Below are 12,811 nucleotides of genomic sequence, written 5' to 3' on the forward strand. Positions count from 1 at the left end.
GACGCTCACAGACCGGAGAAGCGACGGCTACCCCTTGCGCCCCCACGCCGAGATCATCGGTGCCGTCGCCAGGTCCATCCCGCCCGCGGCGACGTTGGCCAGATGGCGATCGACCTCCTCGTCCATGGCGTGGCCCCCGGCGACGAGCCGCTCCCGGATCTGACGGATCGTCGCGGACTCCAGCGCGGCGCAGGCGGGCGAGGTGACCGGGAAGTACGCGTCGGCCTGGACGTTGCGCAGGCCCGCCTCGCGCAGCAGTCGCGGGAGTTTGCGGCCGTACGCCAGATCGGCGCCGCTGTCCGCGAGCAGCTGGCGGAAGCTGTGCCGCAGCCGGTTGGCGAGCTGCTGCTCGGGGCCGTGCTCGTCGGGGCAGAGCAGGGGCTGCAGAGCGGGATCGGCGTCCTCGACCAGAAGGCGTCCGCCGGGGCGCAGCGACTTGATCATCGAGCGCAACGCCCGTTCCCGGTCCGGCACGTGGACGAGGACCAGTCGGGCGTGCACGAGGTCGAACCCCTCCCCCGGCGGCTCGTCGACGCCGACGTCGTGGACGCGTACGTCGACCGGCGGACGGGCGGCCGGGGCGACCCACGTGGTGTCGAGGTCGGTCGCGACGACCTTTCCGGTCGGGCCGACCTTCTTGGCCAGCCAGGAGACCACCGAGGTGCCCCCGACGCCGACCTCCCAGCAACGCCAGCCGGCTCCGACGCCGAACCCTTCGAAGTGCCGGAAGGTTGTGGGATCGAAGAGGGCGGCGAAGGCGTCGAAGCGTTGTCCCGCCTCGGTCTGCCGGTTGTCGAGGAGATACCCGTCGGTTCGCGTCATGTCGAGATCATCCCAGTCATCCGCTTTGTTCGGCCGGGTCGACGCTCCCGCATCAGTCAAAGCGGAGCGGAATCCTCCGTTCCCACAGGCCTCTCCGGCATGTGCGAAGGGCTGGCAAACTGGCGAGCCAGGCGCAGGGTGCGGACAGTACGGCGCGAGGAGATCCAGATGTCCATGGCAGGGAATCTGCGGAAGGTCACGAGCCTCGGCAGGGGTGGCGGCCTCCGCAGAGTGGCACGGCTGGCACGGCGGCGCCCGCGTGTCGACCTGAGTCACCACGCCCGGTCACCGCTGGGCTCCGCGGTCGTGAACTGCGTGGCCTACGAGGACGGCGTCCGGGTCCCGGCCGGCCGGGACCTGGTCGACGCCGTGCGGCGGGTCCGCAAGAGTGACGAGGGCTTCGTCTGGCTCGGCCTCCACGGGCCGACGGACCAGGAGTTCGCGGGCATCGCCCAGCTCTTCGACCTGCACCCGCTCGCGGTCGAGGACGCGGTCGACGCCCACCAGCGCCCGAAGCTGGAGCGGTACGGCGAAACACTGTTCGCGGTGTTCAAGACGGTCTGCTACGTCGAGCACACCGAACTCACCGCGACGAGCGAGGTGGTGAACACCGGCGAGATCATGGTCTTCGTCGGCCAGGACTTCGTGATCACGGTCCGCCATGGCCGGCACGGCTCGCTGGGCCCGCTGCGCGAGGGTCTGGAGGCCGATCCGCAGCAGCTCGCCAAGGGCCCGGCGGCCGTGCTGCACGCGATCGCGGACCATGTGGTCGACGACTATCTACAGGTCACGGACGCGGTGCAGGCGGACATCGACCAGGTCGAGACGGATGTGTTCGCGACGAACGGCGCGCGGGCCGACCCCGGCCGGATCTATCAGCTCAAGCGTGAACTCCTGGAACTGAAGCGGGCCGTGGCTCCGCTGAACCGCCCGCTGCAGGAGCTCGCGACGCGGCCGATACGGGTGATCGACCCGGAGATACAGGCCTACTTCCGGGACGTCTCCGACCATCAGCTGCGGGCGACGGAGCAGATCGCGGCGTTCGACGAGCTGCTCAACTCGATTCTGCAGGCGCACCTCGCGCAGGTGACGGTCGCGCAGAACGAGGACATGCGCAGGATCACCGCGTGGGCGGCGATGATCGCCGTACCGACGATGGTCTGCGGTGTCTACGGCATGAACTTCGATCACATGCCGGAGCTGCGCTGGCAGTTCGGCTATCCGCTGGTGATCGGCCTGATATCCGTCGTCTGTCTGGCGCTGTACCGGAGTTTCCGGCGCAACGGCTGGCTCTGACACGGCCGGGCCCGTCACACACGCTCGCCCGGCGCGGGCGGCCGGGCGAGCGTGTGTGACGGGGCGCTGGGATCAGCGCATCGTGGTCCGGGCGTAGACGCTCTCGGCCCAGGACGCGATCTGGTCGTCCGTGAGGTGCTGGGCCAGATCGGCCTCGCTGATCATGCCGACCAGACGCTTGTTCTCGATCACCGGAAGCCGGCGGATCTGGTGGTCCTTCATCTCTTCGAGAACCTCGCTGACATCGGCGCTCGCCTCGATCCAGCGCGGGGTGCCCTGGGCCATCTCGCCCGCGGTGACCTTCGCCGGATCGTGGCCCATGGCCACACAGCCGACGACGATGTCGCGGTCCGTGAGGATGCCGCAGAGGCGTTCGTTCTCGTCGCTGATGGGCAGGGCGCCCACGTTGAGTTCGCGCATCAGCTGGGCGGCCCGGTCAAGGGTCTCGTGGGCGGGGATCCACTGAGCGCCGCGGTGCATGATGTCTCCGGCGGTGGTCATGAAGTACCTCCCGGTGCCGGACGGCCGGCGCGGCACGGAAGGCACCGCTAGTCCCGGCGCCCTACATTCTCGCCGCGCTCCTGGGGATGCGCACCCGGAAGTCCGCGGTTTTCGGGCACCGTGTCCGGGGCCGGTCCGGGCCGCCGGGCCGGGTCAGCCGTTCCACGCCGGGTGCCGCGGGTCGTCCGCGCGTACCAGGACGTCGGCCGTGGCGGCGGGGTCCGTCTCGCTCTCGTAGCGCGCGAAGGCGGGGAGGGTCCAGTGCTCGGCCTCGGGGGTACGGCGACGCAGGGCCGCCGGGGAGAGGAGGACGTGGACGGTCAGGTCGAAGGGGAACCAGTGGCGCAGCAGGAGGGGGCCGTGCAGCAACAGGACGCCGCCGGGAGGGAGTTGGACATAGGGGCTGCGGGTGGAGCGGTCGGTGAGCGGGTCGCGGAGGTCGGGCAGGACACGGCCGTCGCCGCCGGGTTCGAGGGGGCCGAAGACCTCGCGCCAGAGGGCGCCGGTGTCGAACCAGCCGTCGTAGTAGGCCTCCACGTCCTCGTGGCCGTACTCCAGCCGGAGGGAGGCGGGGCGCAGGAAACCGGCGGTGCCGATGGCGAGCGAGGGCCGGCCGCGTATGCGCAGTGCCTCGGCCACGCGTTCGGCGAGGTCTCCCGGGCGGGCCGCCGGGGCTCCGTCGAGGGCGATGCGCGGCCAGGGGCTGCCGTCGTCCGGCTTCATGTCGAGCACACGTTCGGCGAGGAGGTCGCCGAGCCGGTCCCAGGTGATCGGTTCCAGTCGCACACGGCCCATGATGCCGGGTGGCCGTCGATGGTCAGGAGCGGAGCCGGTGGGAACAGGCGGAGGAAGCAGGACCGGTGCGGGGATTCCCGGTCGCCGGTGGGAATCAAACAGCCATGACCAGCCGCACAACTCCCCGGGTCCACCCCGGACTTCTCGTCGTCCAGCCGCTGAGGCGGCGGCACTGCGCCGAGTGCCGGCGAGGGCCGTTGCCGTTGCTCGTGCTGGAGGAGGGGACGCCTCGGTGTCTCGACTGCGCCGATCTCGGGCATCTGGTGTTCCTGCCGAGGGGCGACACCGCGTTGACGCGCAGGTCGCGGGAGGAGAGCGGGCTGTCGGCGGTGGTCGTGCGATTCAACCGGCGGCAGGGGCGGTACGAGCGGCAGGGCGTCCTGGTCGAGGAGGCCGGACTCGCCCGCGCCGAGGAGCGGTGCCTGGCGGACGCCGAGGCACGGCGGCGGCGCCGGGTGCGGGACGCGCGGCGGCGGGACGCGGAGGATCTGCGGTTCACGGAGGCGTTCGCCCGGGAGATCCGCCGGCTGTTGCCCGGGTGTCCGGCGGACCGGGCGGAGGCGATCGCCGCGCATGCCTCGGTGCGGGGCAGCGGGCGGGTGGGGCGGAGCGCGGCGGGGCGTGCGCTGTCCGAGGGGGCGGTGGTCTCGGCGGTCGTGGCGTCCGTACGGCATGTGGACACGGCGTACGACCAGTTGCTGATGAGCGGGGTCGCGCGGCACGAGGCCCGGCGGCGGATCGCCGGTGCCGTCGAGGCGAGGCTTCGGGAATGGGGGACGGAATCGGAAGGGACGACCGGTGCGGACACAAGGGAAGGCCGGGTCGAGTCGGCGTGAGCGCGCCGGCTGCCGCCGAACCCTGCCTGCGCCCGTCCCTGGACGCTCGCGGATGGCGTCGGGTCGTTCAGCCATGGGCGTTGTCAGTGGCAGGGGGTTCACTGGAGGGAACGGATGGGGATCGACCTGGGAGTCGGCATGATCGATGGGGCGTACTTCGTACTGGTGGTACTGGGTGTGCTCGGTACCGGGCTGGTGGCCGGGGTGTTCTGCGGGTTCTCGACGTTCGTGATGCGGGGCCTGGCCGCGCTGCCGCCCGCGCAGGGGGTCGCGGCGATGCGGGCGATCAACGTCACCGCGCTGAACCCGCCCTTCATGCTGGTGTTCATCGGCTCGGCCGCCCTGTGTCTGGTGATCGTCGTGGTCACGTTCGTGGTCTGGCCGGACGAGGGCGCGGTGGAGCTGCTGGTGGGCAGCGCGCTGTATCTGCTCGGCTCGTTCGGGCTGACCATGGGCGCGAACGTGCCGCGCAACAACGCGCTGATGAAGCTGGAGCCGGAAACCGCGGAGGCAGCCGCGTACTGGCCCGTGTACGTGCGCGAGTGGACCCTGTGGAACCACATACGCACGGTCGCCTCGGGAGCCGCCTCGGTGCTGTACGTCCTGGCCGTCGCCTGAGCCCGCTTTCCGCTCGGCGCAGGTGCCCGATGAGTCGTATCGTGGCCGAAAGAGCGCGCCGCCCGATGACGCACGGCCCCGTCACGTGTACGCAGGGAAGACGGCAAGGACACGGCCATGGGCGATCCCAGGGGTTTTCTCACCACAGCACGCCAGGACTGGCCCCGCAGGCCCGTCGAGGAACGGGTCCGTGACTGGGACGAGGTGTACGTCCCGGGGGCGCTGCTGCCCATCATCAGCAGGCAGGCAGATCGCTGCATGGACTGCGGCATCCCGTTCTGCCACGAGGCCTGTCCGCTGGGGAACCTGATCCCCGAGTGGAACGACCTGGTCTCCCGGGAGGACTGGCGTGCGGCGAGCGACCGGCTGCACGCCACGAACAACTTCCCCGAGTTCACGGGGAGGTTGTGCCCCGCGCCGTGCGAGGCGGGCTGTGTGCTGGCCATCAACCAGCCCGCGGTGACCATCAAGAACGTCGAGGTGGCCATCGCGGACCGGGCCTGGTCCGAGGGCTTCGCACCGCCGAGCCCGCCGGACCGGCTGTCCGGGCGTACGGTCGCGGTGATCGGGTCGGGGCCCACCGGGCTCGCCGCGGCCCAGCAGCTGACCCGGGCCGGGCACACCGTCGCCGTGTACGAGAAGGACGACCGGCTGGGCGGGCTGATGCGGTACGGCATCCCCGAGTTCAAGATGGAGAAGCGGCATCTGGAGCGGCGCGTCGAGCAGATGCGGGCCGAGGGGACCAAGTTCCGTACGTCGACGGCCGTCGGGCGGGATGTCGGGGCCGCCGAGCTGCGGGCGCGCTACGACGCCGTGGTGCTGGCCGTCGGGGCCACGGCGTGGCGAGAACTGCCGCTGCCCGGGCGGGAGTTGGCCGGTGTGCATCAGGCGATGGAGTATCTGCCGCTGGCGAACCGGGTGTGCCAGGGGGATCTGACGGCCTCCCCGATGTCCGCCGCCGGGAAGCACGTCGTGATCGTCGGCGGCGGTGACACGGGGGCCGACTGTCTGGGCACCGCGGTGCGTGAAGGGGCCGCCTCCGTCACCCAGTTGGACATCTACGCCCAGCCCGGCCAGGAGCGCGACGAGGACTTCGACCCCTGGCCGACGTACCCGAAGATTTACCGGCTGTCGGCCGCGCACGAGGAGGCCCGCGACCTGGAGTCGGCGCCCGCCGCCGACGCCGACGCGCGGCTCTTCGCGGCGTCCACGCTCCGCTTCACGGGCGACGCGGACGGGCGCGTACGGGAGTTGCATCTCGTCGAGGTGGACGCGGAGCGCCGGCCGCTGCCCGGGTCCGGGCGGACGCTCCCCGCCGACCTCGTGCTGCTCGCCCTCGGCTTCTCCGGCCCCGACCGGGAGGACGGCCTGGTCGAGCAGCTCGGGCTCGCCCTCGACCCGCGCGGCACGATCGCCCGTGACGCGGACTTCGCGACGAACGTGCCGGGTGTGTTCGCGGCGGGGGACGCGGCCCGTGGGCAGTCGCTGATCGTGTGGGCGATCGCGGAGGGGCGGGCGGTGGCGGCGGCCGTGGACCGCCGCCTGACGGGCGCCACACGGCTGCCGGCGCCCATCGGGCCGTACGACCGCCCGATGACCGTGTGACCCCCTCCAGCCCCGTCTGAGGCCGGTCAGCGCTCGTCCGTGCCCGCCACCTTGCGGGTCGCCAGGGCCACCCGGTTCCAGGTGTTGATCGTGAGGATCAGGGACAGCACCTGGGCGAGTTCCCGCTCGTCGAAGTGGGCCGCCGCCTCGCGGTAGACGTCGTCCGGGACGCCCGCGTCGGCGATCAGGGTGACCGCCTCCGCGAGGGCCAGCGCCGCCTGTTCCCTCGGGGTGTAGAAGTGGCGGGCCTCGCGCCACACCGCGACCAGGTGCAGCCGGTCCTCGCTCTCGCCCGCCCTGCGCGCGTCGTTCGTGTGCATGTGGAGGCAGTACGCGCAGTGGTTGAGGTGCGAGGCGCGGATCTGGATCAGCTCGACCAGCGCCGGGTCGAGGCCCTCGCGGGCCGCCGCGTCGAAGCCGACGAGGGCGCGGAAGACCTTGGGAGCCGTCTTCGCGAGGTTCAGCCGGGGCGCTCGGTCCGCCTCCGTGAGGTGGGCGGTCGTGGGGTTCGCGGTGCTCGTGTTCGTCGTCATGAGTACGAACCTACGAGCCGGAAAGACCGGCTGTAGGGTGCATTTCCATGGCAGAAACATGGGTCAATTCCGCCGAGCGGATCGGCGCCGACCTGCATCTGGAGCTGTCGGGGCCCGGCGGGCGGCGGGCCGCGCTGATCCGGGCCCTGCGGGACGCCGTCCGAAGCGGCCGACTGGCGCCCGGCACCCTGTTGCCGCCGTACCGTTCCCTCGCCGCCGATCTCGGCGTGGCCCGCAACACGGTGGCCGACGCATACGCCGAACTCGTCGCCGAGGGCTGGCTGACCGCCCGCCAGGGCTCGGGCACCCGGGTAGCGGAGCGTGCCGAACCTGTGAAGGCGACCTCCCGTGTCCCCGTAAAGGCTCCTCCACGCGCGCGTGGGCCGCGGCACGATCTGCGTCAGGGCAAGCCGGACGCGTCGGAGTTCCCGCGTTCCGCATGGCTGGCCTCCTACCGGCGGGCGCTCCAGCAGGCGCCCAACGAGGCGTTCGGGCCCGGTGACCCGGCCGGCCGCGTCGAACTGCGGGAGGCGCTCGCGGAGTACCTGGCACGCGCGCGTGGCGTCCGTACCGAGCCCGGGCGGATCGTCGTCTGCTCGGGCTTCGCGCACGCCCTGCGGCTCCTCTTCGGCGGCACGAGCGGGGGCGTGGGCGCCGTCCTGCGCGGGCCGCTGGCCGTGGAGGCGTACGGACTCGGCTTCCACCGGGAGCTGCTGGCCGCCGCCGGGGTACGGACCGTGCCGCTGCCCCTCGACGAGGACGGCGCGCAGGTCGGCCTGCTCGACCGGGAACGGGCCGTCCTGCTCACACCCGCGCACCAGTTCCCGACCGGCGGCCCGCTGAACCCCGAGCGCCGGGCGGCCGTGATCGACTGGGCACGCGCGCGTGGCGGGCTGATTCTGGAGGACGACTACGACGGGGAGTTCCGTTACGACCGCCGTCCCGTCGGCGCCGTACAGGGGCTGGACCCGGAGCGGGTGATCCACCTCGGCTCGGTCAGCAAGAGCCTCTCCCCCGCGCTGCGGCTGGGCTGGATGGTGCTTCCGGAGCGGTACGTGGAACCCGTGCTCGCGGTGAAGGGCGAGCGCGAGGGATGGGCGAGCGCACTCGATCAGCTGGCGCTCGCGGACTTCCTCGGGTCCGGGTCGTACGACCGTCATGTGCGGCGGATGCGGCAGCGGTACCGGCGCCGCCGTGACCGGCTCGTCGCCGCGCTCGCCGCGCATGCGCCGCAGGTCGAGGTCACCGGGGTCGCGGCCGGGCTGCACGCCGTGCTGCGGCTGCCGCCCGGGACGGAGCGGTCGGCGGTGAAGGCGGCGGCCTGGCGCGGAATCGCCCTTGACGGGCTCGCGGAGTTCCGGCATCCGGAGTTCCGCACCCCGGAAGGGGGCCGGCCCGACGGGCTCGTCGTGGGGTACGCGGCACCCTCCGAGCATGCCTACGGGGCGGCGCTGGAGGCGCTCTGCCAGGTGCTTCCTCCGGGTTGAGCGAGCGCCGACAACGCGAGCGGCCAGCACTTGGTTGCTCTGGGTGACCTTATTCACGGTGACCGGAAAACGGCTTCTCGCAGACGTGGAATAAGGCCCTCGGTGGGATCATTGACGCAGGAGACAGGCCCCACGGGCCTGCCGCCAAAATCCTTCGTTCCGTCGTCAGGCGCAGGGCCAACCCTACGCGTCCCCCCTGTTGGCGGTCGGTCCTGGAGGGTGTTCTATGACGACGCTCGATGAACGTCACGGAGAAGGCGCGCGCGACGGGGACGACCCCCGCGGCGGGGCGGTCCTGAACGCGGTCGGGGCACACGGCCTGCTCGACCCGGTCGGGACGCACGGCAGGGAAGCCGTCCCCCTGGACCAGCCCTCCGCCGCACTCCCCCTGCTCGCCGGTTCCAAGGCGGCCAACCTCGCCCGCGCGGCCCGTGCCGGACTGCCGGTACTGCCCGGATTCGTCATACCGCACCCCGCCCCCGAGACCGTCGGTTCGTCCGACGACCTGTCCGCGCTGCGCCACGCCTGGGACACGCTCTCCGACGGCGGTGAGCGCCCGCTCGTCGTCCGGTCCTCCTCACCGCAGGAGGACACCGAGGAGTCGTCCCTGGCGGGCCAGTTCGCCTCCGTGCTCGACGTCCGCGGCTGGGCCGGGTTCCTCACGGCGGTGCGGACCGTGCTCGACTCCGCGCACCGGCCAGGCGAACCCCCCGCACCAATGGCGGTGCTGGTCCAGCCGATGCTCACCGCGCGCGTGGGAGGGGTGATGTTCGGCGCCGATCCCGTCGAGGGACGCGCCGACCGGATGCTGGTGAGCGCGGTGCGCGGCGGCCCCGACAGCCTGGTCAGCGGGGAACAGGCCGGCACCAACTACTGGCTGAGCCCCCGTGGCCGCATGCTGCGCACGGAACCTGCGGACGCCGAGCCGCTCCTCGGCACCTTCGAACTGCGCCGACTGGCCCGCCTCGCGCAGCAGGCCCGCAAGGTCTTCGACGGGCCCCAGGACATCGAGTTCGGGTTCGACGACCACGGGCAGCTGTGGCTGTTCCAGAGCCGCCCGATCACCGCGATGGCCGTCCGCCCCTCGCGCGGGGCCCGGCTGCTGGGCCCCGGCCCGGTCGCGGAGACCCTGCCGGACCAGCTGGAGCCGCTGGAGGAGGACCTGTGGGTGGCCCCCATGGCCCGGGGGCTCGCCGCCGCGCTCGACATCGGGGGCACCGCGCCCCGGCGCCGGCTGCGTGCCGTGCCGGTGGTCACCGCGGTCGGCGGACGGGCCGCCGCCGATCTGGAGCTGCTCGGCGCCGTTCCGCCCCGGCACCGCTGGCTCGCGCTGCTCAACCCGGCCCCGGGCGGGCGCCGCCTCGCCGCCGCCTGGCGGACGGGACGGCTGGCCTCCGCGCTGCCCGGGCTCGCCGTCGACCTCGTGGCGGACGTCGACCGCCGGCTGGCCGAGACCCCGCCGCCCGCCGAGATCCCGGCGACCGGACTTGCGTCCACCCTGCGCTGGACGCGTACGACGCTGGTCGCGCTGCACGCCCAGGAGGCGCTGGCCGGTGCGCTGCTGCACGAGAAGCCGGGCGGCAGGGCAGGCGGCAACAGCCGTACGGCAGCCGGTGCCGCCCTCTCCGCGCTCGCGGACGCCCGCGCCCAGGGGCTGCCCGACGAGCACGTCGTGGCCGCCGAGCCGGTGGTCCTGGCCCTGACGGCACCGAGCCTGCGCGGACGGATCCGGCTTCCGGCTGCGACGCAGGCGTCGACACAGGAGGGCGGCCCCAACGGCACCCCGCGCGCGGGACACCGTTCCAACCTGACCGAACGCCGCTCCGAAACGGACGAACACCCGCGTTCGGCGACCGTCACCGTCATCCGCCCGTTCCGCCACCCCGCCGGCAAGCCGGCCGCCGCCGCGCCCGTGCTCCCGCCTCGTGAGGCGCTCCGGCTGCGGGTCAGGTGGGTGCAGGAGCTGCAGGTGCGGCTCGTACGGGAGGGGGCGCGCAGGCTCGTCGTACGCGGAGGTCTGGACGACGGCGCACGGGTCGGGCTGCTGCGATGGCCGGAGTTCATGACCGCGCTTGAGGGCGGGCCGCTGCCCGAGGACGTACGGAAGAGGCAGCCGCAGCCCGTGTCCGCCCCGCTGCCGGACTCCTTCCGGGTCGCCGAGGACGGGACCGTGGTCGCCGAGCGGAGCACCGGCCCCTCCGGCGACGGCGGCCGGGGCGTGTCCGGCGGGCGGGCCGCCGGAACCGTCTGGGACGGCACCGGGACCCCGCCCGCGGACGCGGTGCTCGTCGTCCGCACGCTCGACCCCGCCCTCGCCCCGTTGCTGCCGGGGCTCACCGGCCTGGTCGCGCAGACCGGCAGCCCGCTGTCCCATCTGGCCGTGCTGGCGCGGGAGTTCGGGCTGCCTGCGGTCGTCGGCGCGACGGACGCCGTGAGCCGGTTCGCGCCGGGCACGCGCCTCACGGTCGACGGCACCACCGGCGAGGTGCGCACCGGGGACGAGACCGGGACGGAGGACGGACGATGAGGCGAATCGCCTATGTGTTCGCGTGGCTGGCCGCCGCCGGGGCGGGCACCTACGTCGTCATCTACCTCTACCGCTGGCAGTGGCAGCGGGCCGTCCTGTGCGGGGTGCTGCTGCTCGTCGTCGAGGTGATGCTGCTCGGGATCATGCTGATCGGGCGGCTCTCGCGGATCGAGGAACAGATGCGCGAGACCCAGGACCAGGTCAGGGAGTCCGGCCGGAGACAGCAGGACGTGCTGGCCCGGCTGCGGGAGTCGCCGGCCCGGCAGGGCGCCGGACGGTTCCGCTGGCTGGACGAGCCCGCCGAACGCACGTACGTCTTCGTGCCGGTGCTCATGGTCACCGGTGTGCTGCTGTCCGGGCTCGCCTGGCTGGTGCAGCGGGTCGCGTCGATCACCGCCAAGCCCGCCGAGCGGCGGCTCGCCGGACGGCTGGCCGTGCTGGCCGCGCCCGATCCGGCGGCCGACGCCGATCTGGAGGACCTGCCCCCGGCCGGCGGCCGGCGTTCACCGGGCCAGGTCGCGCGGACGGCGGCCGTCGGTGTCGTCGGGGTCGCGCTGCTCGGCGCGCTGGTCGTCGGGCTCGCGGACCTCACCCAGACCCGCGAGCAGCAGGCGGACACCGACAGCCGGGCGACCTCCGTCCTCGTCCAGGTCGACCTGCGGGGCAGCGGCAGCGTCATCTCCGAGGAGCGGCGCGCCCTGGCCGCGCACCAGGTCTGGGAACAGTGCCGGGACTCCACCTCCGTGCCGCTCAACCGCGCGACCCTCGGCGATCTCGGTGACGGGGTGTTCGCCGGTATGGTCCAGCCGGCGCTCGCGGAGCACGACCGGATGCGGCTGCGCGGCTGCCTGGAGGACGCCGCCCTCGACCGCGCGCACCTCACGGTCGTCGGTATCGGGGATGTGGACGAGGACGGCGACTAGGGTCACCACAATCAGGGTAAATAGGAAAATATACACAGAAAGGAGCCGTACGTCACGTAAAGGCTCCGCTGTCAGCGGCCCGGGTTACGATGCAAAGCGCTCTCGTCCCCTGAAACGAACGTACGAACGCGCCCCCGCCTCCAACCTCCCCGGGTCGTCATGGCTGTCATCACCGCTCCCCCACCCTCGCTACCGCTGCGTAGCCACCCTGCGGTCCGCCGCGTCCTGCGGATCCTCGGCAGAGTCGCCATCGGCTATCTCGCCCTGTGGGCCACGGGCGCGCTCGGCATCCTGGCGGTGTCGCACTGGGTCGGCTCGGAGACTCCGACGCAGGCGGGGACCCGTACGGTCCAGGGCGTCCACCACTTCGAACGCGTGGACTCCCAGGGGCGGTTGTGGCGCGGCGCCGCGCCCTCGCCGGCCGGTTACCGGGCGCTGGCGGGCCTCGGCATCACCACCGTCGTCGATCTGCGCGCCGAGGACCTGAGCGCGGCCCAGCTCGCCGAACCGGCCAAGGCCGGGCTGAACGTCGTACGCCTGCCGATCCGCGACGGGCAGACGCCCACCGAGCAGCAGGTGCGACAGTTCCTCGACGTCGTCGCCTCGTCGTCCGGGCCGGTGTTCGTGCACTGCGGCGCCGGCGTCGGCCGTACCGGAGCGATGGCGGCGGCGTATCTCGTCCAGGCCGACAAGCAGTCACCGTCGGCGGCGGTCTGGGCCAACCTCGCGGTCGGCCCGCCGTCGATCGAGCAGATCTACTACGGGCTGAGCCTCGACAAGGACAAGGCGGAGCAACCGCCACTCGCGGTGGTGGCGGTCAGCCGGCTGGTGGACGCGCCTCGGCGCATGATGTCGTGGCTGTGAACCC

General features: G+C 72.8%; 12 protein-coding genes. 8 read left to right on the forward strand and 4 right to left on the reverse strand.

All coding sequences use genetic code 11. The features are described from left to right. Nucleotides 1-27: 27 nt before the first annotated feature. Complete coding sequence (locus ACFYXF_RS15190; RefSeq protein ID WP_389350022.1) at nucleotides 28-822, reverse strand: methyltransferase domain-containing protein; 795 nt, start codon at nucleotides 820-822, stop codon at nucleotides 28-30. Nucleotides 823-990: 168 nt separating this feature from the next. On the opposite strand from ACFYXF_RS15190, the gene ACFYXF_RS15195 reads away from it, so the two are divergent. Further along, the gene (locus tag ACFYXF_RS15195; protein WP_389350023.1) at nucleotides 991-2,118 is read left to right on the forward strand and encodes a magnesium and cobalt transport protein CorA; all 1,128 of its coding nucleotides are present in this window, start codon (nucleotides 991-993) and stop codon (nucleotides 2,116-2,118) included. Nucleotides 2,119-2,190: 72 nt separating this feature from the next. On the opposite strand, the gene ACFYXF_RS15200 is transcribed toward ACFYXF_RS15195, so the two are convergent. Both ACFYXF_RS15200 and ACFYXF_RS15205 read right to left on the reverse strand, forming a co-directional pair. Next, nucleotides 2,191-2,619, reverse strand: coding sequence for a CBS domain-containing protein (locus ACFYXF_RS15200; protein ID WP_389350024.1), 429 nt, complete (start codon nucleotides 2,617-2,619; stop codon nucleotides 2,191-2,193). A gap of 153 nt (nucleotides 2,620-2,772) precedes the next feature. Further along, on the reverse strand, nucleotides 2,773-3,414 hold the full coding sequence (locus tag ACFYXF_RS15205; RefSeq protein ID WP_389350025.1) for a uridine kinase: 642 nt from the start codon (nucleotides 3,412-3,414) through the stop codon (nucleotides 2,773-2,775). 104 nt (nucleotides 3,415-3,518) lie between these two features. Here ACFYXF_RS15205 and ACFYXF_RS15210 point away from each other — a divergent pair, with 104 nt between their 5' ends. From ACFYXF_RS15210 to ACFYXF_RS15220, 3 genes are all read left to right on the forward strand, one after another. After that, nucleotides 3,519-4,250, forward strand: coding sequence for a DUF2293 domain-containing protein (locus ACFYXF_RS15210; RefSeq protein WP_389350026.1), 732 nt, complete (start codon nucleotides 3,519-3,521; stop codon nucleotides 4,248-4,250). Between the two features lie 138 nt (nucleotides 4,251-4,388). Continuing rightward, nucleotides 4,389-4,868: a DUF1772 domain-containing protein gene (locus ACFYXF_RS15215; RefSeq protein WP_389350355.1), complete on the forward strand. Its 480-nt coding sequence runs from the start codon at nucleotides 4,389-4,391 to the stop codon at nucleotides 4,866-4,868. A gap of 117 nt (nucleotides 4,869-4,985) precedes the next feature. Next, entirely contained in the window at nucleotides 4,986-6,473 is a 1,488-nt protein-coding gene (locus ACFYXF_RS15220; protein WP_389350027.1) for a glutamate synthase subunit beta, read from the forward strand. A gap of 26 nt (nucleotides 6,474-6,499) precedes the next feature. Here the strand turns inward: ACFYXF_RS15220 and ACFYXF_RS15225 are convergent, their stop codons facing one another. Next, nucleotides 6,500-7,006, reverse strand: a complete 507-nt coding sequence (locus ACFYXF_RS15225; protein WP_389350028.1) for a carboxymuconolactone decarboxylase family protein — start codon at nucleotides 7,004-7,006, stop codon at nucleotides 6,500-6,502. Nucleotides 7,007-7,053: 47 nt separating this feature from the next. On the opposite strand from ACFYXF_RS15225, the gene ACFYXF_RS15230 reads away from it, so the two are divergent. The 4 genes from ACFYXF_RS15230 (at nucleotide 7,054) to ACFYXF_RS15245 (ending at nucleotide 12,807) form a co-directional block, all read left to right on the forward strand. After that, on the forward strand, nucleotides 7,054-8,493 hold the full coding sequence (locus ACFYXF_RS15230) for a PLP-dependent aminotransferase family protein (RefSeq protein WP_389350029.1): 1,440 nt from the start codon (nucleotides 7,054-7,056) through the stop codon (nucleotides 8,491-8,493). Between the two features lie 226 nt (nucleotides 8,494-8,719). Then, nucleotides 8,720-11,020, forward strand: coding sequence for a PEP/pyruvate-binding domain-containing protein (locus ACFYXF_RS15235; protein ID WP_389350030.1), 2,301 nt, complete (start codon nucleotides 8,720-8,722; stop codon nucleotides 11,018-11,020). Continuing rightward, nucleotides 11,017-11,943 carry a hypothetical protein gene (locus tag ACFYXF_RS15240; protein WP_389350031.1) on the forward strand — a complete coding sequence of 309 codons (927 nt, stop codon included), beginning with the start codon at nucleotides 11,017-11,019 and terminating at the stop codon, nucleotides 11,941-11,943. Before ACFYXF_RS15235 ends, ACFYXF_RS15240 begins: the two co-directional genes overlap by 4 nt. A 159-nt stretch (nucleotides 11,944-12,102) precedes the next feature. Next, nucleotides 12,103-12,807: a tyrosine-protein phosphatase gene (locus tag ACFYXF_RS15245; protein WP_389350032.1), complete on the forward strand. Its 705-nt coding sequence runs from the start codon at nucleotides 12,103-12,105 to the stop codon at nucleotides 12,805-12,807. Nucleotides 12,808-12,811: the final 4 nt, after the last annotated feature.

Source organism: Streptomyces sp. NPDC002680 (genome assembly GCF_042889145.1).
GTDB classification, from domain to species: domain Bacteria; phylum Actinomycetota; class Actinomycetes; order Streptomycetales; family Streptomycetaceae; genus Streptomyces; species Streptomyces adonidis.

Bases quoted from the DNA above. Each gene is read 5' to 3' on its own strand.
- ACFYXF_RS15190 (WP_389350022.1), bottom strand. From the start codon at position 822: ATGACGCGAACCGACGGGTATCTCCTCGACAACCGGCAGACCGAGGCG.
- ACFYXF_RS15195 (WP_389350023.1), top strand. From the start codon at position 991: ATGTCCATGGCAGGGAATCTGCGGAAGGTCACGAGCCTCGGCAGGGGT.
- ACFYXF_RS15200 (WP_389350024.1), bottom strand. From the start codon at position 2,619: ATGACCACCGCCGGAGACATCATGCACCGCGGCGCTCAGTGGATCCCC.
- ACFYXF_RS15205 (WP_389350025.1), bottom strand. From the start codon at position 3,414: ATGGGCCGTGTGCGACTGGAACCGATCACCTGGGACCGGCTCGGCGAC.
- ACFYXF_RS15210 (WP_389350026.1), top strand. From the start codon at position 3,519: ATGACCAGCCGCACAACTCCCCGGGTCCACCCCGGACTTCTCGTCGTC.
- ACFYXF_RS15215 (WP_389350355.1), top strand. From the start codon at position 4,389: ATGATCGATGGGGCGTACTTCGTACTGGTGGTACTGGGTGTGCTCGGT.
- ACFYXF_RS15220 (WP_389350027.1), top strand. From the start codon at position 4,986: ATGGGCGATCCCAGGGGTTTTCTCACCACAGCACGCCAGGACTGGCCC.
- ACFYXF_RS15225 (WP_389350028.1), bottom strand. From the start codon at position 7,006: ATGACGACGAACACGAGCACCGCGAACCCCACGACCGCCCACCTCACG.
- ACFYXF_RS15230 (WP_389350029.1), top strand. From the start codon at position 7,054: ATGGCAGAAACATGGGTCAATTCCGCCGAGCGGATCGGCGCCGACCTG.
- ACFYXF_RS15235 (WP_389350030.1), top strand. From the start codon at position 8,720: ATGACGACGCTCGATGAACGTCACGGAGAAGGCGCGCGCGACGGGGAC.
- ACFYXF_RS15240 (WP_389350031.1), top strand. From the start codon at position 11,017: ATGAGGCGAATCGCCTATGTGTTCGCGTGGCTGGCCGCCGCCGGGGCG.
- ACFYXF_RS15245 (WP_389350032.1), top strand. From the start codon at position 12,103: ATGGCTGTCATCACCGCTCCCCCACCCTCGCTACCGCTGCGTAGCCAC.